This window comes from Pantoea sp. alder81 (genome assembly GCF_020179835.1).
In the GTDB taxonomy this organism is placed as follows: Bacteria; Pseudomonadota; Gammaproteobacteria; order Enterobacterales; family Enterobacteriaceae; genus Pantoea.
Genome location: NZ_JAIUDA010000008.1, coordinates 71,043 through 94,456 on the forward strand (window position 1 = coordinate 71,043; position 23,414 = coordinate 94,456).

General features: G+C 54.6%; 23 protein-coding genes. 14 read left to right on the plus strand and 9 right to left on the minus strand.

Going from position 1 to position 23,414, the window contains the following annotated elements:
- Nucleotides 1-21: 21 nt before the first annotated feature.
- The 3 genes from LBW88_RS19725 to exbB form a co-directional block, all read right to left on the minus strand.
- The gene (locus LBW88_RS19725; protein ID WP_224933882.1) at nt 22-1,344 is read right to left on the minus strand and encodes an MFS transporter; all 1,323 of its coding nucleotides are present in this window, start codon (nt 1,342-1,344) and stop codon (nt 22-24) included.
- A 181-nt stretch (nt 1,345-1,525) separates the two neighbouring features.
- Complete coding sequence (exbD, locus tag LBW88_RS19730) at nt 1,526-1,948, minus strand: TonB system transport protein ExbD (RefSeq protein ID WP_224933883.1); 423 nt, start codon at nt 1,946-1,948, stop codon at nt 1,526-1,528.
- A 5-nt stretch (nt 1,949-1,953) separates the two neighbouring features.
- Nucleotides 1,954-2,682, minus strand: coding sequence for a tol-pal system-associated acyl-CoA thioesterase (gene exbB, locus LBW88_RS19735; RefSeq protein WP_224934022.1), 729 nt, complete (start codon nt 2,680-2,682; stop codon nt 1,954-1,956).
- A gap of 353 nt (nt 2,683-3,035) precedes the next feature.
- On the opposite strand from exbB, the gene LBW88_RS19740 reads away from it, so the two are divergent.
- The 5 genes from LBW88_RS19740 to LBW88_RS19760 all read left to right on the plus strand — a co-directional run bounded on the left by LBW88_RS19740 (nt 3,036) and on the right by LBW88_RS19760 (nt 7,957).
- The gene (locus tag LBW88_RS19740) at nt 3,036-4,010 is read left to right on the plus strand and encodes a TRAP transporter substrate-binding protein (RefSeq protein WP_224933884.1); all 975 of its coding nucleotides are present in this window, start codon (nt 3,036-3,038) and stop codon (nt 4,008-4,010) included.
- Nucleotides 4,011-4,059: 49 nt separating this feature from the next.
- Nucleotides 4,060-4,566: a TRAP transporter small permease gene (locus LBW88_RS19745; RefSeq protein ID WP_224933885.1), complete on the plus strand. Its 507-nt coding sequence runs from the start codon at nt 4,060-4,062 to the stop codon at nt 4,564-4,566.
- Nucleotides 4,567-4,581: 15 nt separating this feature from the next.
- A complete protein-coding gene (locus LBW88_RS19750; protein WP_224933886.1) occupies nt 4,582-5,868 on the plus strand; it encodes a TRAP transporter large permease in 1,287 nt (428 codons plus the stop codon).
- 133 nt (nt 5,869-6,001) lie between these two features.
- Complete coding sequence (metC, locus tag LBW88_RS19755) at nt 6,002-7,192, plus strand: cystathionine beta-lyase (RefSeq protein ID WP_224933887.1); 1,191 nt, start codon at nt 6,002-6,004, stop codon at nt 7,190-7,192.
- Nucleotides 7,193-7,297: 105 nt separating this feature from the next.
- Nucleotides 7,298-7,957, plus strand: a complete 660-nt coding sequence (locus LBW88_RS19760) for a DedA family protein (protein WP_224933888.1) — start codon at nt 7,298-7,300, stop codon at nt 7,955-7,957.
- Here LBW88_RS19760 and LBW88_RS19765 read toward each other — a convergent pair whose 3' ends face one another.
- Entirely contained in the window at nt 7,958-8,869 is a 912-nt protein-coding gene (locus LBW88_RS19765) for an AraC family transcriptional regulator (RefSeq protein WP_224933889.1), read from the minus strand. It abuts the gene before it with no gap.
- Between the two features lie 205 nt (nt 8,870-9,074).
- On the opposite strand from LBW88_RS19765, the gene dkgA reads away from it, so the two are divergent.
- Complete coding sequence (gene dkgA, locus LBW88_RS19770; RefSeq protein ID WP_200576841.1) at nt 9,075-9,902, plus strand: 2,5-didehydrogluconate reductase DkgA; 828 nt, start codon at nt 9,075-9,077, stop codon at nt 9,900-9,902.
- 158 nt (nt 9,903-10,060) lie between these two features.
- Here the strand turns inward: dkgA and ftsP are convergent, their stop codons facing one another.
- The 3 genes from ftsP to parC form a co-directional block, all read right to left on the minus strand.
- Nucleotides 10,061-11,488, minus strand: a complete 1,428-nt coding sequence (gene ftsP / locus LBW88_RS19775) for a cell division protein FtsP (RefSeq protein WP_224933890.1) — start codon at nt 11,486-11,488, stop codon at nt 10,061-10,063.
- Nucleotides 11,489-11,598: 110 nt separating this feature from the next.
- The gene (locus LBW88_RS19780) at nt 11,599-12,336 is read right to left on the minus strand and encodes a 1-acylglycerol-3-phosphate O-acyltransferase (RefSeq protein ID WP_224933891.1); all 738 of its coding nucleotides are present in this window, start codon (nt 12,334-12,336) and stop codon (nt 11,599-11,601) included.
- Between the two features lie 38 nt (nt 12,337-12,374).
- Nucleotides 12,375-14,648 carry a DNA topoisomerase IV subunit A gene (gene parC, locus LBW88_RS19785; protein ID WP_224933892.1) on the minus strand — a complete coding sequence of 758 codons (2,274 nt, stop codon included), beginning with the start codon at nt 14,646-14,648 and terminating at the stop codon, nt 12,375-12,377.
- Between the two features lie 411 nt (nt 14,649-15,059).
- Between parC and LBW88_RS19790 the strand changes: the two genes are divergently transcribed.
- The 6 genes from LBW88_RS19790 to LBW88_RS19815 all read left to right on the plus strand — a co-directional run bounded on the left by LBW88_RS19790 (nt 15,060) and on the right by LBW88_RS19815 (nt 20,554).
- The gene (locus LBW88_RS19790; protein ID WP_224933893.1) at nt 15,060-16,622 is read left to right on the plus strand and encodes a BglG family transcription antiterminator; all 1,563 of its coding nucleotides are present in this window, start codon (nt 15,060-15,062) and stop codon (nt 16,620-16,622) included.
- An 18-nt stretch (nt 16,623-16,640) separates the two neighbouring features.
- Nucleotides 16,641-17,111 carry a PTS sugar transporter subunit IIA gene (locus LBW88_RS19795; protein WP_100703384.1) on the plus strand — a complete coding sequence of 157 codons (471 nt, stop codon included), beginning with the start codon at nt 16,641-16,643 and terminating at the stop codon, nt 17,109-17,111.
- 24 nt (nt 17,112-17,135) lie between these two features.
- Nucleotides 17,136-17,450 (plus strand): PTS fructose transporter subunit IIB, encoded by a 315-nt coding sequence (locus tag LBW88_RS19800; protein WP_034828411.1) that lies wholly within the window; start codon nt 17,136-17,138, stop codon nt 17,448-17,450.
- Nucleotides 17,451-17,461: 11 nt separating this feature from the next.
- Nucleotides 17,462-18,553: a PTS fructose transporter subunit IIC gene (locus tag LBW88_RS19805; RefSeq protein WP_224933894.1), complete on the plus strand. Its 1,092-nt coding sequence runs from the start codon at nt 17,462-17,464 to the stop codon at nt 18,551-18,553.
- 9 nt (nt 18,554-18,562) lie between these two features.
- Nucleotides 18,563-19,414, plus strand: a complete 852-nt coding sequence (locus tag LBW88_RS19810) for a class II fructose-bisphosphate aldolase (protein WP_224933895.1) — start codon at nt 18,563-18,565, stop codon at nt 19,412-19,414.
- Between the two features lie 276 nt (nt 19,415-19,690).
- A complete protein-coding gene (locus tag LBW88_RS19815) occupies nt 19,691-20,554 on the plus strand; it encodes a ketose-bisphosphate aldolase (RefSeq protein WP_200576816.1) in 864 nt (287 codons plus the stop codon).
- 69 nt (nt 20,555-20,623) lie between these two features.
- On the opposite strand, the gene LBW88_RS19820 is transcribed toward LBW88_RS19815, so the two are convergent.
- Nucleotides 20,624-21,388, minus strand: a complete 765-nt coding sequence (locus tag LBW88_RS19820; RefSeq protein WP_224933896.1) for a transporter substrate-binding domain-containing protein — start codon at nt 21,386-21,388, stop codon at nt 20,624-20,626.
- 163 nt (nt 21,389-21,551) lie between these two features.
- On the opposite strand from LBW88_RS19820, the gene LBW88_RS19825 reads away from it, so the two are divergent.
- Together LBW88_RS19825 and LBW88_RS19830 are read left to right on the plus strand one after the other, a co-directional pair.
- Nucleotides 21,552-22,133 carry an NAD(P)H-dependent oxidoreductase gene (locus LBW88_RS19825; RefSeq protein ID WP_224933897.1) on the plus strand — a complete coding sequence of 194 codons (582 nt, stop codon included), beginning with the start codon at nt 21,552-21,554 and terminating at the stop codon, nt 22,131-22,133.
- Nucleotides 22,134-22,164: 31 nt separating this feature from the next.
- Entirely contained in the window at nt 22,165-22,473 is a 309-nt protein-coding gene (locus LBW88_RS19830) for a putative quinol monooxygenase (RefSeq protein WP_224933898.1), read from the plus strand.
- A 32-nt stretch (nt 22,474-22,505) separates the two neighbouring features.
- On the opposite strand, the gene LBW88_RS19835 is transcribed toward LBW88_RS19830, so the two are convergent.
- On the minus strand, nt 22,506-23,405 hold the full coding sequence (locus LBW88_RS19835; RefSeq protein ID WP_224933899.1) for a LysR substrate-binding domain-containing protein: 900 nt from the start codon (nt 23,403-23,405) through the stop codon (nt 22,506-22,508).
- Nucleotides 23,406-23,414: the final 9 nt, after the last annotated feature.

The window sequence follows — 23,414 nt, forward strand, 5'->3', positions numbered from 1 at the left end:
GACCCGCTGCCAGCCAGGGCGTTACAACGATGCCCCCACCGGCGTGCCGCCATGGCGCGCCTGATACTGCTTCACCATGCGGCCAATCAACAGCGTACCGATCAATCCGCACACTGCCGCGAATGACAACCACACGCCGGGCATCGCTTTATCACCGGTGGCATGGATCAGGTAGCTTGAAATCGCTGGCGTAAAACCACCAAACAGTGCGGTCGCCAGGCTGTATGCCAGTGAGAAACCGGTGGCACGCACTTCAGCCGGCATAATTTCCGCCAGATAGACCACCATCGCCCCGTTATAGCTGGCATAAAGGAATGATAACCACAGCTCCGCTTCCACCAGATGCGCAAATGTGGGCGATCCCACCAGCCAGTGCAACACCGGCCAGGTGGTCAGAATCATCAGAATAGTAAAGGTGATCAGCAGCGGACGGCGTCCAATCCGGTCTGACAGCGAACCCATCACCGGCAACCAAATCAGGTTAGAGATGCCGACGAACAGCGTCACCATAAAGCTCTGTTCGTCGCTCATCATCAGTACGGTTTTGCCAAAAGTCGGTGTGAAAGCGGTGATCATGTAGAACATCACCGTGGTGGTCACCACCATTAGCATCCCCGCCAGCACCAATGCCCAGTTTTCGCCAACCGAGCGCATAATCTGTCCCATAGAAGGATGCTGCTTGCGCTTGCTGAACGCTTCGGTTTCTTCCAGCATGCGGCGAATCCAAAACAGGAACGGCACAATCATACAACCGACAACGAACGGAATACGCCAGCCCCACTCGGTGACCGCATCCTTCGCCAGCAGATGGTTGAGACCGAGACCGAGCAGCGCCGCGAAGATCACTGCAACCTGCTGGCTACCGGACTGCCAGCTGACGTAAAAACCTTTGCGTCCTTTTGGTGCCACTTCTGACAAATACACCGACACACCGCCAAGCTCCACGCCTGCTGAGAAGCCCTGCAGCAAACGACCGAGCAGGATCAGAATCGGCGCGGCGGCACCCAATGTGGCGTAGCCAGGAACCAGTGCGATGGTGAGCGTACCCACGGCCATTAATCCCAGCGTGAGCAACAGCCCCTTACGGCGACCGTGATGGTCGATGTAGGCACCGAGAATAATTGCGCCGAGTGGACGCATCAGGAAGCCCGCGCCAAAGGTCATCAGCGTGAGCATCAGGGAAGCAAAGGGGTCATCTCCGGGGAAAAAGGTTTTGGCAATCGCCGTGGCGTAATAGCCAAAAACCATGAAATCGTACATCTCAAGAAAGTTACCGCTGGTAACGCTAAAGATGGTTTTGGCACCGCCTTGCGATGGCTTTTGTAAAGACTGACTCGCGCTCATATTGTCCTTCCTGGGTTTTTCTTCCGTTGTAGCGGGTTGAGCCAGGAATAGATGTGATCAGCTTCACCATTGCAGTTTACAAAAATAAGACCAAAAGTAACAAAAAATTAACATCGACAGCGCGGGCAAATAAAAAGGGCCGCTAGTGATAGCGGCCCTTGTGAGCAATCAAACGGGTGAATTACTTCTTCACCGATTCCATGCCCATCAAACCAATCTTCAGATAACCCGCTTCACGCAATTGATCCATCACGCTCATCAGGGTCTCATAATCCACAGACTTATCCGCCTGGAAGAAGATGGTGGTGTCTTTCTTGCCTTCGGTCTGCGCCGTCAGCGCATTCACCAGCGTCTCTTTGGTGACCGCATCGTTGCCGATGTAAATCTGCTTATCTTCTTTAATAGACAGATAAACCGGTTTTTCCGGACGCGGCTGCGGTGCGCTGGAAGACGCAGGCAGGTTAACGCGCACATCCACCGTGGCTAATGGCGCGGCGACCATAAAGATGATCAGCAGAACCAGCATGACGTCGATAAACGGCGTCACGTTGATTTCATGCATTTCGCCATCGCCTACCGAGTCATCGTTTAAACGCATCGCCATAATACTTATCCTACGCGCAGTTTCTGTGCCGCCGCCGGACGGGTCGCTTCTTTCGCGGTGTCCACATTGCCGAGATCCAGATCGCGGCTCTGCAGCAGCATCACCTGCGCCGCAACATCACCCAAAGAGGCTTTGTAGCTGGCAATCATGCGTGCGAAGACGTTGTAGATAACAACAGCAGGGATAGCGGCAACCAGACCAATCGCGGTCGCCAGCAACGCTTCTGCGATGCCCGGCGCAACCACAGCGAGGTTGGTGGTCTGCGTTTTAGCGATACCGATAAAGCTGTTCATGATGCCCCACACGGTACCGAACAGACCGATAAAGGGAGCAACAGAACCGATGGTAGCGAGGAAGCCATTCCCGCGACCGGCATGACGGCTGAATGCCGCAACACGACGATCAAGGCGGAAGCTGGTACGTTCCTTAATACCATCAAGGTCTTCGGCACCCGCTGAGAGTTCCAGCTCGTTCTGCGCATCGTTCAGCAACACCGCACTGTGGCTATTGCTTTTAAAGCTTTCGGCGGCGCGGTAAGCATCGTTAAGCGAACGCGCTTCGCCCAGCGCTTGCTGCTCGCGTTTCAGGCGACGTTTCGCCCCGCTCAGCTCAGCAAACTTGCCGAAGAAAATCGCCCAGGTGACAACGGAGGCCAGTAACAGGCCAATCATCACGACTTTTACCACGATATCGGCATGCTGATACATGCCCCAAACGGAAAGGTCCGTTTGCATCAAATCACTGGCTACCACGCTGCGTCTCCAACTTCTGTTGCACAGTTCACGATTGAAGCGCGGATCATAGCAAAAAAATTGACCGAAGTGATAGTAGTTCTCATTACTATTTACAAACGATTAATGCCTCAATTTCCAACAATCTATGGGGGTTTTATGGATACGGTAGCTGATGTTTTACAAATGTGACCTTAATTGAAAATTTATTAAAACATCGTTTCAAAATGTGACGCGTTTCATTCAATCAACATTTGACCACTTTTTCGCCAGCGCAATTTCACTATTCTGAGCCAGCCCTTCCCGATTGTGGTGTGCCTTACACCTCTGATGATCATCAAGCTGGAGCAATAATAATGACACCTAAAAAACGACTCACGATTGCAATCTCTTCTCTGGTTATGCTGCTGGCGAGTAGCGCTCATGCCAAAGTGTTAAAAGTCGCGGAAGTTCAGCCCGCCGGTTATCCCACCGTGGTTGCTCTGCAACATATGGGCGATAAGTTGAAAGAGGCGACACAAGGACGACTTGAGCTGAAGGTGTATGCCGGGGGCGTGCTGGGCGATGAGGATCAAACGTTGCAACAGGTTCAGCTTGGCGCGATTGATATGATTCGCGTCTCGCTAGCCCCTGTTACCACCATCGCCCCTGAAACCAGTGTGCTTACCCTGCCCTATGTGTTCCGCGATGAAGACCACATGCACAAAGTGCTGGATGGCGATGTCGGCAAACAGATTGTTGAGAAATTTGATAACGATCCCCGCACGCGCATGGTGTTCCTCGGCTGGACCGACGCGGGCACACGCAACATGATCACCAAAAAACCCATCACCAAACCCGAAGATTTGCAGGGAATGAAAATTCGCGTGCAAAACAGTGCCATCTCACTCGCCACCCTGAAAGCCATGGGTGCCAATCCTGTGGCAATGGGCGTCAGCGAAGTGTTTAGCGCCATGCAAACCGGCGTGGTGGACGGCACAGAGAATAATCCACCGACTTTTGTCGCCCACAATTACCTGCCCGTGGCGAAGTATTACACCCTGAGTGGCCACTTTATTCAGCCGGAGATGATCCTGTTCTCCAAAGCCTCATGGGGGCGGCTCTCTGCTGAAGACCAGGCGCTGCTGAAGAAACTCGGCAAAGAAGCGCAGGACGAAGAGCGCCAGTTGTGGGCCACTTACACCGCGCAGTCGGTGGAGAAAATGAAAGCCGGTGGCGTGACATTCCAGGACACCAACCGTGACTACTTTATGAAAGCCACACAGCCGGTGCGCGACCAGTTTGGTGGCAATTATCAGGATCTGATGAAACAGATTGCTGATGTGAAATAACCCCCTCAGCGCCGCGCGACCGCGTGGCGCCTTGCTCAGGTAACGAAGCATGAATGCATATTCCCGTTTGATGGATGGGCTCTATCTGTTGTGCATGGGCATTGCCGCGGTAGCGCTGTTAATTATGGTCACGGTGATACCGATCGGTATTTTTGCGCGCTATGTGCTGAACGGGGCCCTGTCATGGCCAGAACCGGTCGCCATTGTTTGCATGATCATCTTTACCTTTATTGGTGCGCCCGTCGGGCTGCGGGCCGGCACACATATTTGTGTCTCCATGGTGACGGATCGCCTGTCCGAAGCAGGGCAAAAATGGGCGCAACGGCTGTGTAACCTGCTACTGATCGCGGTGTGCTTAATCCTGCTGCAGGCCAGCTACAGCTTGTGCGAGGCCATGTGGGTTCAACCACTGGCGGCCTTACCCTCCGTGACGTATGGGGAGATGTACCTGCCCATTCCCATCGGCGCGCTGTTTACGCTGCTGTTTGTGATCGAGCGAATACTGAATGGCGATCAAAGCCAGCGTCCGCTGGTGACGCTTGGCGGCACACACTAAATTCGGAGCACTAAAATGGATGCTTTCATTCTGGTAGGTAGTTTGGTGTTGCTGCTGTTGGTCGGCTTTCCAGTGGCCTTTGCCGTGGGATTTGCCGCCTTTATTGGTGCCTGGTGGATTGATTTGCCACTGGAAGCCGTGGTGATTCAGGTCACCAACGGCGTTAACAAATTCTCACTCCTCACCATTCCATTCTTCATTTTGGCCGGGGCGATCATGGCCGAGGGAGGGATTGCCCGACGCCTGGTGAACTTTGCCTATATCTTCGTCGGTTTTATCCGCGGGGGATTGTCGTTGGTGAACATCGTGGCATCGACATTTTTTGGCGCGATTTCGGGATCGTCAGTGGCCGATACCGCCTCGATCGGATCGGTCATGATCCCGCAAATGGAACAGAAAGGTTACCCGCGTGATTTCGCCGCTGCCGTGACTGCCAGCGGTTCAGTGCAGGCGGTATTAACGCCGCCCAGCCATAACTCCGTTATCTACTCGCTGGCCACCGGTGGCGTCGTCACCATATCCTCCTTGTTTGTCGCAGGCATTATTCCGGGGCTGCTACTGGGATTCTGTCTGATGGTGATGTGCCTGGCGTTCGCACGACAACGTGGTTATCCCAAAGGTGAAGTAATTCCACTGCGTCAGGCCGTGAAAATTTTCTTCGATGCGTTCTGGGGACTCTTCACCATCTTCATTATTTTGGGGGGCATACTTTCCGGCATCTTTACCGCTTCGGAATCCGCTGCGATTGCCTGCCTGTGGGCATTTTTTGTCACGATGTTTATCTATCGCGATTTCAAATGGAATCAGCTGCATATCCTGGTGTTTCGTACCATCAAAACCGTCACCATTGTGATGGTGTTGATTGCCTTTGCGGCGGGCTTTGGCGCGGTGATGACCTTTATGCAATTGCCGACCATGATCACCGATGCCTTCACCAGCTTCTCTGATAACAAATACGTGATTCTGATGTGCATCAACGTCCTGCTGCTGGTGATCGGCACCTTGATGGACATGGCGCCTATCATTCTGATTTTAACCCCCGTCCTGCTGCCCGTTGCCACCAGCCTGGGCATCGATCCTGTGCACTTTGGCATGATCATGATGACCAACCTCGGTATCGGCCTGATCACCCCGCCAGTAGGTACCGTACTTTTCGTTGCCAGCGCTGTCAGTAAGCAGAAAATTGAGCAGGTGGTCACAGCCATGCTGCCCTTCTACGTGACGCTGTTTTTCATCCTGATGCTGATCACTTACATCCCCGCGCTGTCGCTGTGGTTGCCGCATGTGATGGGTGTGATGTAACGCGAAATCGCAGGGACGCGCTTTTGCCCAATCAATTCATCGACTGACTCTGATAATCCGCAATCAGGGTCAACCCACTGCAGTATTTCGTGGTAACGTGAATGTTTTGTGGTAAGTGTCAGGAAAGGCAGTGATGGCAACGAATAAAATTGATACCACGCTGGTTAGCGCGGGACGAAGCAAACGTTACACTCAGGGCTCAGTTAACAGCGTCATTCAACGCGCATCTTCACTGGTTTTTGACACGGTTGCTGACAAAAAACGGGCGACTGCGGGCCGTGCATCGGGCGAGCTTTTTTATGGCCGCCGTGGCACCCTCACCCACTTCTCGCTGCAAGACGCCATGACCGAACTGGAAGGCGGCGCGGGTTGCGCGCTTTATCCGTGCGGCGCGGCAGCGGTATCCAATGCGATTATCTCCTTTGTCGAAGCGGGCGATCACATTCTGGTGAGCGGCGCAGTCTATGAACCGACGCAGGATTTCTGCACCAAAATTCTCAGTAAGCTGAATGTCTCCACCACGTTCTTTGATCACTGCATCGGCAGCGAAATCAGTGAGCTGATTCAGCCGAACACGCGCGTGGTGTTCCTCGAATCTCCTGCTTCCATCACCATGGAAGTACAGGACATTCCCGCCATCGTCGCCGCCGTGCGCGCGAAAGCGCCCGACGCGATCATTATGATCGATAATACCTGGGCCGCGGGCGTGTTGTTTAACGCGCTGGAGCATGGCATCGATATTTCGATTCAGGCAGGCACCAAATACATTATTGGTCACAGCGATGCGATGATTGGCACGGCCGTCGCCAATGAGCGTTGCTGGCCGCAGCTGCGTGAAAATTCATATTTGATGGGCCAGATGGTGGATGCCGATACGGCGTACATGGCCAGTCGCGGCTTGCGCACGCTGGGTACACGTTTGCGCCAGCATGAAGAGAGCGGTTTGCAGGTTGCCGAATGGCTGGCTGCACAACCGGAAGTCGCGCGCGTCAATCATCCGGCACTGGCTCAGAGCAAAGGCCATGAATTCTGGCAGCGTGATTTCAACGGCAGTAGCGGACTGTTTTCCTTCATCCTGCATGAAAAACTCAGCCGTGAGCAGTTGGCTAATTACCTCGATCACTTCCACCATTTCAGCATGGCCTATTCATGGGGCGGCTATGAATCCTTGATTCTGGCCAACCAGCCGGAAGAACTGGCGGAAATTCGCCCGGCGGGCGGCGTCGATTTCGACGGCACGCTGGTGCGTTTGCATATTGGTCTGGAGCATGTCGATGACCTGCTGAATGACCTGAAAGCGGGCTTTGCGCGCTTAAAGCAGTAAATATCTAAACAAAAGCTAAACCATTTCGTGCCGCATCGGTGAGATCAACGTCTACGGTGCCACAGATGGTTAAAATAGAATCCTTGTGACTCGATGGGATAGCAGATGGGTGTTTTACATGAGATTGTCCACGCGCTCTGGCATCAGGATTTTGCCGCGCTGGCCAATCCGGATGTCGTGTGGGTTGTCTACGCCGTAATGTTTTTGACGCTGTTTCTGGAAAACGGTTTGTTGCCCGCCTCTTTTCTACCGGGTGACAGCCTGCTGCTGCTCGCGGGTGCCATGATTGCCAAAGGCGTGATGGATTTCGTGCCCACCATGGTGATTCTGACCACCGCCGCCAGTCTGGGCTGCTGGCTGAGTTATTTGCAGGGCCGATGGCTGGGCAACACGCGGTTGGTGAAAAGCTGGTTGATGCATTTGCCGGCGCAATATCATCAGCGCGCCTGGAATCTGTTTAACCGCCACGGTCTGATGGCGCTGCTGGTCGGGCGTTTTCTGGCGTTCGTTCGCACGCTGCTGCCGACCATGGCAGGCATTTCAGGTTTACAGAACGGTCGCTTCCAGCTGTTCAACTGGCTGAGCGGCGCACTGTGGGTTGGGATTGTGGTCGCTATGGGGTATGGCATCAGCCAGGTACCGTTTATCAAGCGCCATGAAGATCAGGTGATGGCGGTGCTGATGGTGCTGCCGATGGTGTTGCTGTTTGTCGGTCTGACCGGCAGCATCGTCGTGATCTGGAAAAAACGTCGCCAGAAAATCTGATTAAGACGCGGCGTCAAACGGCAACGTTTGGCGCACGCGGCTGGCTTCCTCTCCCGGCGTCACGCCGAAATAGCGTTTAAACTCCCGCGAAAACTGCGAAGGACTCTCATAGCCCACGCGCACCGCTGCCGCACTGGCTTTCATCCCATCCTGTAACATCATCAACCGCGCCTGATGCAGACGATAACGCTTGAGGTATTGCAGCGGCGAGGTTTGGGTCACGGCTTTGAAGTTGTGATGGAACGCCGAAACGCTCATGTTCACTTCGGCGGCCAGCATATCGACGCTGAGGCTTTCGGCGAAATGGCTTTCGATACGGCGCAAGGCGCGCGCAATCTGGCTGAACTGCGTCTGACGGTTAACCAGCGACAGCAGCGCGCCGCCAATCGGGCCGGTGAGCACATAGTAGATAATCTCACGCACCAGCTGTGGACCGAGTACGCGCGCATCACGCGGATGGCTCATCGCATCCAGCAAACGCTCGGCGGCACACAGCATCTCTTCACTCATAAACGCCGAATGGATACCGGACGTGTGCAACTGCGGCTGAAATTGCTCGTCGTCGCCGATATCCATCAACAGGTCCTGCAAGCTGGCAATATCCACGCTCAGGCACATGCCCGCCAGTGGCTCTTCCAGGGTGGCTTCGGTTTCGCATTCCACCGGCAGCGGCACCGTCAGCATCAAATACTTAGTGGCGTCGTAATGAAACACCGTGCTGCCGAGATAACCGGTTTTACGCCCCTGAAAGAGAATCACGATGCCCGGCTGATACATCATTGGCGTGCGCGGCAGCGTTTCGCAGGCGTAGATCAGCTTGACGTTTTCCACGGCGCACAACGGCTTACGCACATCGTTCATTAGCGCGGTCACGCGCTGCGCCAGCTGGCGGCAAAGGGCATCGTTCGGCATGCATCTCTCTCAGGCAGCAAAAAAATCAGTGTGCCGTAATGCTGCTCAAAGCTCCACCCTTCAGCAGAATCAGGCAAGATTCAGGCAGAAATGACCAGGGTAAAATTGCGATGCGATTGCCACAATGATCCTGCGGTTGAGTTTGTTGACTAGACTTAACCACAGCGCTTTTTCGGTAAGTCACTGCGACAGATAAGGAGCAACAATGGCAGAGCAACCCATTATCAAACTGCACGACGGCAATATGATGCCGCAGATCGGACTCGGTGTGTGGCAGGCGAGCATTGAGGATGCCCGTAACGCGATTGTGGAAGCATTGAAAGTCGGATATCGCTCCATCGATACCGCCGCTATCTACAAAAATGAGGAAGCGGTCGGCCAGGCGCTGCAGGACACCGATGTCGCACGCGAGGACATTTTCATCACCACTAAACTGTGGAATGACGACCAGCAGAACGGCCAGCAGGCGATCGAAACCAGTTTGAAGAAGCTGCAACTGGAGAGTGTCGATCTCTATCTGATGCACTGGCCGTGCCCTGAGAAAGATCATTACGTTGAAGCCTGGAAGAAGATGATTGAGCTGCAGCAACAGGGCTTAACCAAGAGCATCGGCGTCTGTAACTTCCATGAAGCGCACCTCAAACGTCTGATCGATGAGACTGGCGTGTCGCCGGTGGTGAACCAGATTGAGCTGCATCCGATGCTGCAACAGCGCACCCTGCACGCCTGGAATGCGCTGCATCAGATTCAAACCGAATCCTGGAGCCCGCTGGCACAAGGCGGTAAAGGGGTATTCGATCAGGAAATCATCCGCGAACTGGCGAAGAAGTATGGCAAAACGCCGGCACAAATTGTGATTCGCTGGCATCTGGATAGCGGACTGGTAGTGATTCCAAAATCTGTCACCCCGGAACGCATTCGCGAGAACTTCCAGGTGTTTGACTTCAGGCTGGAAAAAACCGAGATCAGCGAGATTACTAAGCTGGATAAGGGAAATCGTTTGGGGCCGGATCCGGAGAAGTTTAACGGTTGAGTCGGCATAGTTTAACCGCCTGCGGGTACAGCTCACGCGTGCTCGCCAACATTGGCGTGATAATGACTGTGCGGTCATGTGCCAGTCGCCTTTAATGAATGGCGACCTGGCAATTTGACGATATCTTGTAAGGTGCGCATCGCTGCGCACCTTTTTTCTTAAGGGACTGGATTGACCTGTAACTGCCCTGCCGTGCCGCGGTCGGCTAACTCCAGTGTCTGGCTGTAATACATAAACGGGAAGTGATCCGACGAACTCTGCGGGAAACTCACCAGCAGCTCCACATCACCATCCACCCACACCGTATCTTTCCAGCCGCGATCTTCACCCATCGGCTGCGCGCCATTGACGTTCTTAATCAGGAACATCACGCCCTGAATATGCAGCGACTGTGGACGATCGGCGTGAATAATCCAGCGTTCAAACGTGCCCTGCTGCACCGTCGTATCAATGCGGCTCATGTCCCACAGTGCGCCATTGATGCCTGGCACACTGTCGCCAATGCGGAATTCGCGGGTGCGCACCGCCACGCCATCCAGAATCTGATCGGCCAGTAGACGCATCGGCAGATTGTCAGTGACCAGCGGCAGTAAGCCGGTCGGACGCAGACTCAGCACCAGCGTGTTGGCGAGAATCGAGGAAGGTTCAAACAGACCGCGCAGGCGATCCATCAGCCCCGCCGCAGTGCCGGCGGTAATCGAGACTTCATCGCCCTGCGACATATCCACCAGCACTTCGCGGCGTTCACCGGGTGCCAGCGACAGCGTTTGCACCGCAACCGGCGCAGCCAGAAAACCCTGGTCGCTGGCAATCACGGTAAACGGGCGATTATCAGAGAAATTTAAATCAAAACGACGCGCGTTTGATGCGTTTAATAAACGTAAACGCACCCAGCCACGAGAAACCTCGATATACGGGTTTTGCACGCCATTCACCAGCAAGGTGTCGCCGAGGAAACCGCCATCGGAAGGTGGGTTATAAACCGGCGTAGCAAAGTTATCGAGGCGCTTGTCCTGAATAATCAGCGGGAAGTCATCGACGCCATAATGCTTAGGCAGCGGCAAGGCTTTGCTGACCTCATCCTCAATCAACCACATGCCTGCCAGACCGTTATAGACGTGCGGCGCCATACGATTCGGAGTATTAGCGTGATACCACAATGTGGAAGCACCCTGGCGAATCGGCAACACTGGCGCCCAGTCAACGCCCGCCGACATCAGGCGCGGTGCGCCGCCCATTAAGGCTCCCGGCACCTGCAAGCCGCTAACGGTCATCGCCACCGGCTCGTTGAGGCGGTTACTGTAGATCATCTTCACGTCATCGCCGCTGTAAACGCGTACCGTGGGTCCGAGGTACATGCCATTAATGCCCCAAACCGGCACTTTATTGCTGTTGCCGCTGAATGACCAATGGCTGCGTTGCAGCGTCAGAAATAGCGGCTGACCACGACGAGACTCAATCAGTGGTGGGATCGGCAGGGGCACATCGCCCATCGGGGCCGCAGCGTAGGCGGCATAAGGCATGCTACTGGAAGCCAGCGCAACACCGGCGGAAAGCTGAATAAACTGACGTCTGCTGCAAGACATAAAACTTCAGACCTTTTGAGCGTGGCGTGAGGACGCCGTGTCCATGTTGTTTTTGTTAGTGAGTTTTTTGCTGTGATGAGCACGGGGCAGAATCTCTGCCCCGTGGATGGCTAGAGTTTACCGCTTTTTTCGCGTTCGGCGACTTCGGCGTTCAATTCTTCCAGCTTAGCAGACATTAATTCGCGGCAGTGGGTGGCTAACTTGCGCACCGAGGTGCTTTCAAACTGCTTAGTGTCGACCGGAGGCAGCATTTCAACTATCACCAGGCCGTTGTTCCAGCGGTTCAGTTTGATTTTGTCATGGGTGTTCGAGACCACAATCGGGATGATCGGCACGCCTGCAGCCACAGCCGCATGGAAGGCGCCGGTTTTGAAGGGCAGTAAACCACGTCCACGGCTGCGCGTTCCTTCCGGGAACATCCAGAAAGAGATGCGCTTTTTATTAAACTGCCCGACCAATTCACCGATGGTGCCGTGCGCTTTGGCGCGGTTGTCTCGATCAATCAGCAGGTTGCCGGTCAGCCAGTAGAGTTGACCGAAGAACGGGATCCACAGCAGGCTCTTTTTGCCGACGGTCACGGTGGTCGGCTGCACGATCTTGGCCGCCGTGATCATGTCATAGTTGTTCTGATGGTTAGCGATGTAAATCGCATTACCATAGCTCCCGGCATCAGCGGGTTTGCGCAGCTCAACTTTGACACCAAACACCGTCGACAGGCGACCTAACATATGGCCGAATGTCGCCACATGACGCGGGTTACGCGGTGAGAACAAACACCATATACTGCCGAAGATGCACACTAAAATCGAATAAATGATGACAATAATCGTGCGTAAAATTAGTAACATAGCTTCCTCAAGTTGGGCAATCCATTGCCTGTTCAGTCTTATTCTTCGCTACTCGCGTCACTTTTCGGGCGCGCTGGCGCATTCACTTCCACGCTATCAATACGCTGTAATCCGCGTGACACACTGCCACGGCGGCCACGATCGGCACGCACTTTTTGCAGGTCTTCATCGCGCATAATCAGCTTACGCTTGCCGACGTAGAGAGTGAGTGAACTGCCCGGCGGCAAGATTAACAACCATTGCAGTTTGTCCACGCCAGCGGCAGCATCCGCTGATGGGATGGAGATGATTTTATTGCCTTTGCCTTTCGACATCTGTGGCAGATCGCTCACCGGGAACATCAGCATACGACCGGCCTGAGTGATCGCCAGCAGCATGTCATCGCCGGAGTGCACCGCCATCGGCGTCATCACTTTGGCATTTTCCGGCAGCGTCAGCAGCGCTTTACCGGCACGGTTGCGCGAAATCAGATCGGCAAAGGTGCAGATAAAGCCGTAACCGGCATCGGAGGCCATCAGCAGTTTCTGATCGTCCGCTTCCATCAACACCTGTTCAAATGCAGCACCTGGCGGTGGCGTCAGCTTGCCGGTCAGCGGTTCGCCCTGCCCGCGCGCCGATGGTAACGAGGTCGGGTCCAGTGTATAGCTGCGGCCGGTGGAGTCGATAAAGGCCACCGGCTGATTGCTCTTACCGCGTGCGGCAGCAAGATAGCTATCGCCAGCCTTATAGCTGAGCCCGGTAGGATCGATATCGTGCCCTTTGGCACTGCGCACCCAACCCATCTGCGACAGCACAATGGTGACCGGCTCGGCACTCACCAGCTCGGTTTCGCTCAATGCTTTGGCTTCTTCGCGCTCATGCAGCGGTGAACGGCGAGCGTCACCGTACGTCTGGCTATCGGCTAACAGCTCTTTCTTCAGCAGGTTGCTCATCTTGCGCTCGGACGCCAGAATCGCCTGCAGCTGATCGCGCTCTTTCTCCAGTTCCGCCTGCTCACCGCGAATCTTCATCTCTTCCAGTTTGGCGAGATGGCGCAGTTTCAGTTCCAGAATGGATTCGGCTTGCGTGTCGCTGAGTTCAAAGCGCGACATCAACACCTGCTTGGGTTCGTCCTCGGTACGGATGATGTGAATCACTTCATCAATATTGAGGAACGCCACCAGCAAACCTTCGAGGATATGCAGGCGGCGCAGCACGCGATCTAAGCGATAGTTCAGGCGGCGTGTCACGGTATCGCGACGGTACACCAGCCATTCAGACAGGATTTCCAGCAGGTTTTTCACCGCCGGACGGTTATCCAGTCCGATCATATTCAGGTTAACGCGATAGCTCTTTTCCAGATCGGTGGTGGCGAACAGATGATTCATCACCTGCTCCACATCCACACGATTAGAACGCGGCACAATCACCAGACGCGTTGGGTTCTCATGGTTGGATTCATCACGCAGATCTTCGACCATCGGCAGCTTTTTATTGCGCATCTGGTTGGCGATCTGCTCCAGCACGCGTGCACCGGAAACCTGGTGCGGCAGCGCGGTGATCACCACATCGCCATCTTCTTTCTTCCACACCGCGCGCTGACGGATCGAACCGCGCCCGCTTTGGTAGATTTTGCGGATCTCGCTGCGCGGGGTGATGATCTCGGCTTCGGTCGGATAATCCGGGCCCTGCACAATATCCAGCAACTCATCCAGCGTGGTATCGGGTTTGTCGATCAGCTTCACCGCCGCTTCCGCAACTTCACGCAGGTTATGCGGTGGGATATCGGTGGCCATGCCCACGGCAATACCGGTGGTGCCGTTCAGCAGGATGTTCGGCAGGCGTGCCGGCAACATTTTCGGCTCCTGCATGGTGCCGTCAAAGTTCGGGATGTAATCGACCGTGCCTTGTCCCAACTCGCCCAGCAAAATCTCGGCATATTTGGAGAGGCGTGACTCGGTGTAACGCATCGCGGCGAAGGATTTGGGATCATCCGGTGCACCCCAGTTTCCCTGACCATCCACCAGCGGATAGCGATAGGAGAACGGCTGCGCCATTAACACCATCGCTTCGTAGCAGGCGCTGTCGCCGTGCGGATGGTATTTACCTAATACGTCACCGACGGTACGCGCAGATTTTTTGAATTTGGCGCTGGCATTGAGGCCCAATTCCGACATCGCATACACAATACGGCGCTGCACCGGCTTGAGGCCATCGCCGATATACGGCAGTGCGCGGTCCATGATCACGTACATGGAGTAGTTCAGGTACGCGTTTTCCGTAAATTTGTGCAGGGCAAGACGCTCTGCACCATCCTGCGTCAATTCGCTCATTAAGCTCGCATCCTCACTTCGTGGCCCGCAACGGCGGGGCATCCGGCGCTCATTTGGCGAGGATAGTACCTTATTCGTGCGAGTTAGTCACAGGGAAGCCAATGGCCACCAGCAGAATCGTATTGCGTTAAATAACGTGATATTGGTCAGGAAATTAAAAAGGAATGAGATCAGCATCACAATGAATATAGCGATTAATATGTGAGCAGGATCTCAATTAATTATTAATAATTTCAGGTGTATTAAAGCTGTCCGTAATCATGGACAACATTTAGTATTGTTGCTTACGCCGTCCTTTTCTAAATTCATACTCCATAAGACACAAATATTGCGCTCCTGATTTCTGGCATGAAGAAATAGATAACGAGGAAATAATCTTAAAAACGCTTTGCCAAAATAAAGGGTGACCGAATGCAAATACTGACTTCGCGACAACACCGTTTAGTCAAACTGCTGTTGCAACATGCTGCACCGCAGCCGATCAGAGAATTAGCCTTACAGCTGGGCGTATCAGAAAAGACCATTCAACGCGATTTACAGTGGCTGGAGAGCTGGCTCGGCAGCTGGTCACTGACGCTGGAGAAGACTCCAGGACGCGGTGTGCGCTTACGGGTTGATGATATCCAGCAGCGGTTACAACTGGAACAGCAGCTCAACGGCGATGAAAGCAGTGCTGATGCGCTGGGGCAAAACAGCCGTCGGGTGAAGATTGCGTCGCAGCTGCTGAGCGATGCACCGCGTGTGACCTCAATCAGCAAACTGTCAGAGCGCTATTTTATTAGTCACGCCTCGATAGTGAACGACCTGAAAGTGATTGAAGAGTGGCTGCAACCGTTGGGTTTGACGCTGCAACGCGGGCCAGCCGGTACGCACATTGAAGGCAATGAGCAGACGCTGCGCCAGGCAATGGTCTCACTGATCAATGACGTGATGCAGCAAAACGTCGCTGGCACGCCGCTGTTGCCGCGCCTCGATCCCGGTAGCCAGCAGGCGCTGGTGCATTATTTTGGCGATGAGGATGTGGCTTTTGTGCAGGCGCTGCTGCAACAGATGGAGCAGCAACTCAGTTACCCGTTAGGCGATGCCTGGTATCTGAATCTCTGTACTCATATTCTGATCATGATGCACCGTATGGCGCAGGGCAATGCGCTGGCACTGGAAACACTCACCACGGTTCAGGATCTCGATCAGCGCATTTTGCTTATCGCGCAACAGATGGTGGTGCAAATCGAGCAGCGGATGTGTTGTGCCCTTCCCGCTGATGAAGTCGGTTTTATTTATCAATATATTGTCTCGTCCGGCATTGTGGTGGAAGAACGTGGCGATAATGCGCCGATGCACAATCAATTTTCTACCGCAGAGTCCGTAAAAATAACCTGTGAATTAATCGATCGTTTTTCGGCTTTTATTCAGCAGGACTTAGCGCAGGACCGATTATTATTCGACGGTTTATTGGTGCATATAAAGCCATTATTAAATCGACTCAAATATCATATTCATATTCGCAATCCCCTGCTGGAGGATATTCAGCAGGAAATGAAGGGGATATTTTCCTTAACGCAGCAGGCGATGCAATTAACCGCTCACACTTATGGGCTATCGCCGGTGGCTGACGACGAAATTGGTTATCTCTGCGTGCATTTCCAGGCGGCGCTGGAGCGGCAAATTGCCCATAAACGCATTCTGGTGGTGTGTTCCAGCGGCGTGGGGACTTCGCATCTGCTGAAGAGTCGTATCTTGCGGGCGTTCCCTGACTGGGAAATTGCCGGTGTGGTCTCCGCCAGCAATCACGCCGCGTTTTGTCAGAACCAGACCGTGGATTTAGTGATCACCACTATCCATCTCAACGCCGGACCGATTCCGGCTGTGTATGTGAGTGCATTTTTTAACGATGACGATATCCGGCGGGTCACTGACGCCATGATTGGCAGCCAGCTGCCGGACGGCGCGCACTGCGCGTTGGCTGAACATTAATTGAATGAGGTAAAACCCATGGATATTTCCCGCATTCTGACGCCACGCCGCGTTAACCTGGCACTGACTGCCACCACCAAAGAAGAGGTGATTCACCAGCTCACCGATCTGCTGTATCAGGACGGCGCCATCACCGATCGTGAGGCGTTTATTGAAGACGTCTGGCTGCGTGAAGCTGAAGGTTCGACGGGTTTCGAAAACCACGTGGCCATCCCTCACGGCAAATCAGCCGCCGTCCAACACACCACACTCGCCATTGGTCGTACCCAACAGGATATCCCCTGGGAAACGCTCGATGGCAGCCAGGTGCGCTGCATCATCCTGTTCGCGGTGCGACTGGAAGATCAGAACACCACCCATATTCGCCTGTTGTCGCAGGTGGCCAGCGCGCTGGCCGATGATGAGGTGATAGCCCAACTGCTGGTGGAAAACGACCCCAGCAATATCATCCGGCTGTTTAGCCAGTACGCCGAAACCGACCTCTGTTAATACCCTAACTCTTTGAGGTGACACATGAATATCGTCTGTGTAGCGGCCTGCACGGCAGGCATCGCGCATACCTATATTGCGCGTGAAAAACTGATCAAAGGCGCTCATGCACTGGGCCACACCATCCACGTCGAAACGCAAGGCACCATTGGCACCGAAACGGCGCTCACGCGAGAAGATATCGCCGCTGCTGACGTGGTGATCCTTGCCATCGACGTGAAGATCAACGGCGAAGAGCGCTTTCAGGGCAAACCCATCGTGCGAGTGAAAACCGAAGTGGTGATCAAGTCACCGGTTAAATTCCTCGAAAAAGTGGCGGATTCACTGGCGCGTGCCTGAGGAGATCCACCATGAACGAAAACAAACGTCAGTACGGGCAGGAGATCAAAGGTCACTTGCTCACCGGGATCTCCTGGATGATCCCGCTGATCGTCGCCGCCGGGATCTGCATCGCGCTCGGCCAGGTGATCGGTGGGCCGGATGTTGGTAAGCACCCCGGCACTATCGCCTGGATGCTGAATCAGATCGGCGGTTGGGGTATGGGGCTGATCGTGCCGTTGATCAGTGCCGCCATCGCCTACTCCATCGCCGATCGTCCCGGCTTTGCGCCCGGTTTGATCATCGGCTTTATCTGCGGCCAGATCGGCACCGGTTTTATCGGCGGCATGCTCGGCGGTTTCCTGGTGGGCTACACGGTGCTGCTGCTGCGCCGCACCATCAAGCTGCCGCAGTCGATGCAGGGATTGATGCCGATTATGGTGCTGCCCGTACTGAGCACCATTATTGCCGGGCTGTTGATGATGACCTTCATCGGTCAGCCGATTATCTGGCTGCAGAAGGCGCTGATTCACCTGCTGGAGTCGATGCAGGGCGGTTCTAAGTTTGTGCTGGGTGCGGTGCTGGGCGCGATGGCGACTTTTGACTTCGGTGGCCCCGTCAACAAGACCATGTCGCTGTTCGCCGACGGCATGCTGGTCGACGGGATTTACGGCCCGGAAGCGGTGAAGTTTGTCGGATCGATGATCCCGCCGTTCGGCATCACGCTGTCTTATCTGCTGACGCGCCATAAGTACACCAAAGCAGAGAAAGAGGCGCTGAAAGCCGCGTTTCCGATGGGGATCTGCATGATCACCGAAGGGGTGATTCCGATTGCGGCGCGTGACCTGCTGCGCGTGGTGGGCAGCTGCGTGGTGGCTTCAGCCATTGCCGGTGGGCTGATTATGGTGTGGGGCGTCGAAGCACCGGTGCCACACGGCGGGATGTTTGTGGTGCCGCTGTTTACCAAACCGCTGATGTTCTGTCTGGCGCTGGGTATCGGCACCGTGGTGTGCGGCGTGATGCTGTCGCTGATGAAAAAACCGGTGACGCAGGCAGATGAAGAGTTCGATGACGTGGAAGCCCCCGGCGTCCGCGACGAAGAGATCAAATTCACACTGGAATAAGGAGCCACCATGTTTGCCATGATGAACGACCTGATTCAGACCGCCGCCAAACAGCAGTATGCCGTGCTGGCGATCAATTGCTTTAACCTTGAAACCGCGCGGGCGGCTATTCAGGCCGCCGAACAACAGCGCGCCCCGTTGATCCTCAACGTCTATCAGGGTCACAGCCAGCACTTCCCCCCTGCTGTGGCCGTGCCGCTGGTGCAGGCGCTGGCGAAAGACGCCACCGTGCCGGTTGCGCTGGCGCTGGATCACGGCAAGGCCTTTCCGCTAATTGGTCAGGCATTCCGCGCCGGGTTCACTGGGCTGATGATCGATGCTTCCGCCGATCCGCTGGCCGAGAACATTCGCCAGACCGCAGCGGTGGTGAAAATGGCGCACACCGCTGGCGTTTGCGTTGAAGGCGAGCTGGGGCATATCGCCGATGCGCCGACCTACGAGTTAGCCGATGCCTCCGTGAAAATGACGCAGGTTGCCGACGTGCTGCCGTTTATCGAGCAAACCGATATCGATTTACTGGCGATTTCGGTGGGCACCGCGCACGGGCTTTATCCAGCGGGCGTGAAGCCGAAGATCGATTTCCAGCGTTTGCAGGAACTGCATGCGGTTTCAACCCGCCCACTGGCGCTGCATGGTGGTTCAGGCACACCCGCCGAGGATATCCGCCGCGTCAGCCAGTACGGCGTGGCCAAGATTAACGTCGGCGCCGCGGTGTTTGATGCCGGGAAGAATGCGGTGGAGCAGGCACTGAAACAGCATCCGCACGCAGAGCTGGCCGATCTGCTGGGGCTGATGGAATCCGCCTGCCGCGAGGTGGTGATTGAGTATCTGAGCTGGTCGGGATCGGCTGGCAAAGCGTAATGCGCGAACGCATCAAGTCGCCATAAATGGCGACCCTACAAGGTAAGGTGCAATCGCCCCCCCTGTAGGGTGCGCATTTATGCGCACCGTTTAAATGGACGCACGAAATTAATCGCATTTATGCGCACCGTTTAAATCGACGCACGTGATTCATCGCATTTATGCGCACCGGTAAGGGCGCGCAGGTAATCGGTATTTAATGCATTTCCCTTAAATCCATCATCGGGTCGGCGCACACGTCGGCTCTGGTAAAACTCACGTTGAGGAAATATTAACATGTTGATTTCAATGAAAGAGATGTTGGCACCGACTCGTGAACACCGCTACGCCATCGGCGCATTTAACGTGGCAGACAGCTGCTTTATCCGTGCCGTGGTGGAGGAAGCCGAAGCCACCAACACCCCGGCGATCATCTCGATTCACCCGAGTGAACTGGAGTTCGTCACCGATGAGTTCTTTGGCTATGTGCGTGAACGCACGCTGAAGAGCAAAGTGCCTTTCACCATCCACCTCGATCACGGCGCATCGATTGCGCAGGTGCTGCGCGCCATCCAATGTGGATTTACGTCGGTGATGATCGACGGATCGCTGCTGCCGTATGAAGAGAACGTGGCACTGACCAAAGAAGTAGTGAAACTAGCACATTCAGTGGGCGTGTCAGTGGAAGGCGAACTCGGCACCATCGGTGATACCGGCACCACCGTGGAAGGCGGCGTCAGCAAGGTGATCTATACCGAACCGGCGCAGGCGGAAGATTTTATCCAGCGCACCGGCGTCGATACCCTGGCAGTGGCGATTGGCACCGCGCACGGCATCTATCCAAAAGATATGAAACCGGAACTGCAGATGCACATCCTGAGAGACATTGCGCAGCGCACCACCATTCCGCTGGTGCTGCATGGTGGTTCAGCCAACCCGGATACGGAGATTGCCGAAGCAGTGACGCTGGGCGTGGGCAAAATCAATATTTCCAGCGACATGAAGTACGCCTACTTCGCCAAACTGCGTGAGATTCTGGCACGTGAAACCTGGTGGGATCCAAACGTGATTTACCCGGAAGCCATTACCGCCGCCAAAGCGGTGATTCGCTACAAGATGAATCTGTTTGGTGGATTGGGTAAAGCGAGTTTGTATCGTTGATTCTCCTGGTGCGCATCAATACGCACCGAACAAACGTAAGGTCGCCATTTATGGCGACCTGGTCATTTTTTATTTGAACACACCCAGCCACTGCGAGGCGATCTGCGCATATTCGCCGGTGGCGGTGCTGAGATGCAGCCATTGATCGACGTACAGTTTCCAGCTCATATCATCACGCGGGATCATGTAAGCTTTCTCACCGTATTGCATCGGCTTATCCGGATTGATGGCGCAAAGCGTCGGGTAATGCTTCATCTGGAACAGCGCTTCGGACGCATCAGTGATCATCACATCGGCTTTCTTATCCACCAGCTGCTGGAAAATGCCGACGTTATCGGCCAGCTGCAGCGTCGATTGCGGCAAGTGGCTATGCACAAAGGCTTCATTGGTGCCGCCAGCCGGTTCAATCACCCGCACGCTCGGCTTATTGACCTGTTCAACCGTTTGATACTTATCTTTGTCATCGCAACGCACCAGCGGGATTTTGCCATCCACACCCAGCGGCTCGGCAAACCAGGCAATCTGCTGGCGTTTTAAGGTAACGGAAACGCCACCCAACGCAATATCACACTGCTTCGCCACAAAATCATCACTCATGGTTTTCCAGGTGGTCGGCACCCATTGCACTTTCGCGCCCAGACTCGCCGCCAATGACTGCGCCATGCTGATATCCAGCCCTTCATACTGCCCATCACTGCGCAGATAGCTGTAAGGCTTGTAATCGCCGGTGGTACAGACTTTCAGGGTTTTACTGCTACGAATTTCATCGAGGTGGGATTGCGCCTGAGCAGCGCCCGTCACCAGAAGTAATGCACTCAGTATCGCGGTTTTCATGGGTTCTTCTTTTATATGTTGATGTTGGTTTACGTACGGATTGTTGCATAGCCCTCCGCATTATTGCTTTATTAGCAAAAGTCTTGTGATCAATCACGCATTTTTCTGCCTCGCCTGCGCGCGTACAGTGTGCGCCATCAACGGGAAACGGAGCGAATCATCCATGAGCAATATTTTAATCATCGACGGCGGTAAAACCTTTGCCCACTCGAAAGGCGAACTGAATCACACCCTCACTGACGTGGCGGCCAGCCAACTGCGCGATCTGGGCCATAACGTGGTTGTCACCCTTGCTGACAGCGACTACAACGTGGCAGAAGAAGTGCAGAAATATCTCGACAGCGATGTAGTGATCTATCAGATGCCAGGTTGGTGGATGGGCGAACCGTGGACGGTTAAAAAGTACATTGATGACGTGTTCACCGAAGGCCACGGTTCACTGTATGCCAGTGACGGCCGCAGCCGCAGCGATGCGGGCAAGAAATACGGTTCGGGCGGTCTGATTCAGGGCAAAAAGTATATGTTGTCGCTGACATGGAATGCGCCACTGGAAGCGTTTAACGACCCTGAGCAGTTCTTTGAAGGCGTCGGCGTTGACGGTCTGTATCTGCACTTCCACAAAGCTAACCAGTTCCTCGGCATGGAAGCTTTGCCGACCTTTATCTGTAATGATGTGATCAAGATGCCGGACGTGCCGCGCGATATTGAACGTTATCGGACTCATCTCAGCCAGATTTTTGCTTAACTGTAAGCACACCGGGAAAAGAGGAAGCGCTATGTTAACTGTTGTTGCAGAAATTTGTGTCAAACCAGGTCGTCGCCATGTGGTACTGGATGCCATCAATAAGCTGATCCCTACCGTACTGGAAGAGGAAGGTTGCCATCAGTACGATGCGCTGGTCGATCATCAGGCGCAGGTGCCGTGGAAGCAGAACTCACCGGATTCCATTTTCATGCTGGAACAGTGGGAATCGCTACGCCACCTTGAACAGCATCAGCAGATGCCGCACATGGATGCGCACCGCGCCATCATTAAAGATGATGTAGTGGATGTGAAAATCCTGGTATTAGAGCCGGTTCGCTAAACACCCAAGCCTCTGCCTGTGCAGGGGCTTTTTTATAACAGGCGATCTTGTTCTATCTTCTCGCGCAGAAAATCGAGAAAACAGGTAATGCGTGAGGTCAGAGATTGATTGCGGTAATACACGGCGTGAATCGGCAGGCGCAATTCACGCGTTTCCTGCTCTAACACCTGCACCAAATCCCCCCGCGCACGATCTTCCCGACTGACAAAATCAGACAAGCGCGCAATACCCTGTCCGGCTAACGCCAACTGGCGAAGCGTCTCGCCGCTGGATGCCGACAGCGTGGGCTTAATCTGCAAATACTCACCCTCACTTTGCCAAACAGGCCAGACATTGTGTGCATCCAACTGGCTGAAACCGAGCAGTTGATGGGCGGCTAACGCCTCTACCGTTGCAGGCTCGCCATGCTGTTGAAGATAAGCCGGACTGGCCACTAAGCGCGTGGCACTGCTGCCCAGCACGCGGGCGCGCAGCGTGGAATCACGAAGCTCTCCGACGCGAATCGCGATGTCGGTCTGCTGCTCCAGCAGATCGATCATGATGTCGTCGGTGTTCAGCTCCAGCTGAATCAGCGGATAGCGCTGACGAAACTCCGCCACCAGCGGCACAATCACGTGCAGCATAAACGGGGCGTTGGCATTAACGCGCAATCTGCCTGAAGGAATGTCGCGACGCTGGGCGATTTGCTCTTCGGCTAATTCCACCGACGAGAGGATCTGCCGCGCATGATCGAGGAAGATCAGTCCTTCCTCGGTGAGCGCGAGACGCCGCGTGGTGCGGTGCATCAGGGTCGTTTGTAACTTACTTTCGAGGCGGCTCAGTGCCCGACTGATGCCTGAGCTGGTTTGATCGAGTTGCTCTGCAGCAGCGGTAATCGATCCGCTGTCCACCACCGCCACCCAGGCGCGCAGCTCTTCCAGTGTGATTTTCACGTTCTGTTC

Excerpts from the sequence above, each read along its gene's own strand:
- LBW88_RS19760 (WP_224933888.1), top strand. The coding sequence starts at position 7,298 with ATGGGTGTTTTACATGAGATTGTCCACGCGCTCTGGCATCAGGATTTT.
- LBW88_RS19795 (WP_100703384.1), top strand. The coding sequence starts at position 16,641 with ATGGATATTTCCCGCATTCTGACGCCACGCCGCGTTAACCTGGCACTG.
- LBW88_RS19805 (WP_224933894.1), top strand. The coding sequence starts at position 17,462 with ATGAACGAAAACAAACGTCAGTACGGGCAGGAGATCAAAGGTCACTTG.
- dkgA (WP_200576841.1), top strand. The coding sequence starts at position 9,075 with ATGGCAGAGCAACCCATTATCAAACTGCACGACGGCAATATGATGCCG.
- LBW88_RS19810 (WP_224933895.1), top strand. The coding sequence starts at position 18,563 with ATGTTTGCCATGATGAACGACCTGATTCAGACCGCCGCCAAACAGCAG.
- ftsP (WP_224933890.1), bottom strand. The coding sequence starts at position 11,488 with ATGTCTTGCAGCAGACGTCAGTTTATTCAGCTTTCCGCCGGTGTTGCG.
- LBW88_RS19790 (WP_224933893.1), top strand. The coding sequence starts at position 15,060 with ATGCAAATACTGACTTCGCGACAACACCGTTTAGTCAAACTGCTGTTG.
- LBW88_RS19765 (WP_224933889.1), bottom strand. The coding sequence starts at position 8,869 with ATGCCGAACGATGCCCTTTGCCGCCAGCTGGCGCAGCGCGTGACCGCG.
- LBW88_RS19745 (WP_224933885.1), top strand. The coding sequence starts at position 4,060 with ATGAATGCATATTCCCGTTTGATGGATGGGCTCTATCTGTTGTGCATG.
- parC (WP_224933892.1), bottom strand. The coding sequence starts at position 14,648 with ATGAGCGAATTGACGCAGGATGGTGCAGAGCGTCTTGCCCTGCACAAA.
- LBW88_RS19725 (WP_224933882.1), bottom strand. The coding sequence starts at position 1,344 with ATGAGCGCGAGTCAGTCTTTACAAAAGCCATCGCAAGGCGGTGCCAAA.
- LBW88_RS19825 (WP_224933897.1), top strand. The coding sequence starts at position 21,552 with ATGAGCAATATTTTAATCATCGACGGCGGTAAAACCTTTGCCCACTCG.
- metC (WP_224933887.1), top strand. The coding sequence starts at position 6,002 with ATGGCAACGAATAAAATTGATACCACGCTGGTTAGCGCGGGACGAAGC.
- LBW88_RS19815 (WP_200576816.1), top strand. The coding sequence starts at position 19,691 with ATGTTGATTTCAATGAAAGAGATGTTGGCACCGACTCGTGAACACCGC.
- exbD (WP_224933883.1), bottom strand. The coding sequence starts at position 1,948 with ATGGCGATGCGTTTAAACGATGACTCGGTAGGCGATGGCGAAATGCAT.
- LBW88_RS19800 (WP_034828411.1), top strand. The coding sequence starts at position 17,136 with ATGAATATCGTCTGTGTAGCGGCCTGCACGGCAGGCATCGCGCATACC.
- LBW88_RS19820 (WP_224933896.1), bottom strand. The coding sequence starts at position 21,388 with ATGAAAACCGCGATACTGAGTGCATTACTTCTGGTGACGGGCGCTGCT.
- LBW88_RS19740 (WP_224933884.1), top strand. The coding sequence starts at position 3,036 with ATGACACCTAAAAAACGACTCACGATTGCAATCTCTTCTCTGGTTATG.
- exbB (WP_224934022.1), bottom strand. The coding sequence starts at position 2,682 with ATGCAAACGGACCTTTCCGTTTGGGGCATGTATCAGCATGCCGATATC.
- LBW88_RS19750 (WP_224933886.1), top strand. The coding sequence starts at position 4,582 with ATGGATGCTTTCATTCTGGTAGGTAGTTTGGTGTTGCTGCTGTTGGTC.
- LBW88_RS19780 (WP_224933891.1), bottom strand. The coding sequence starts at position 12,336 with ATGTTACTAATTTTACGCACGATTATTGTCATCATTTATTCGATTTTA.
- LBW88_RS19830 (WP_224933898.1), top strand. The coding sequence starts at position 22,165 with ATGTTAACTGTTGTTGCAGAAATTTGTGTCAAACCAGGTCGTCGCCAT.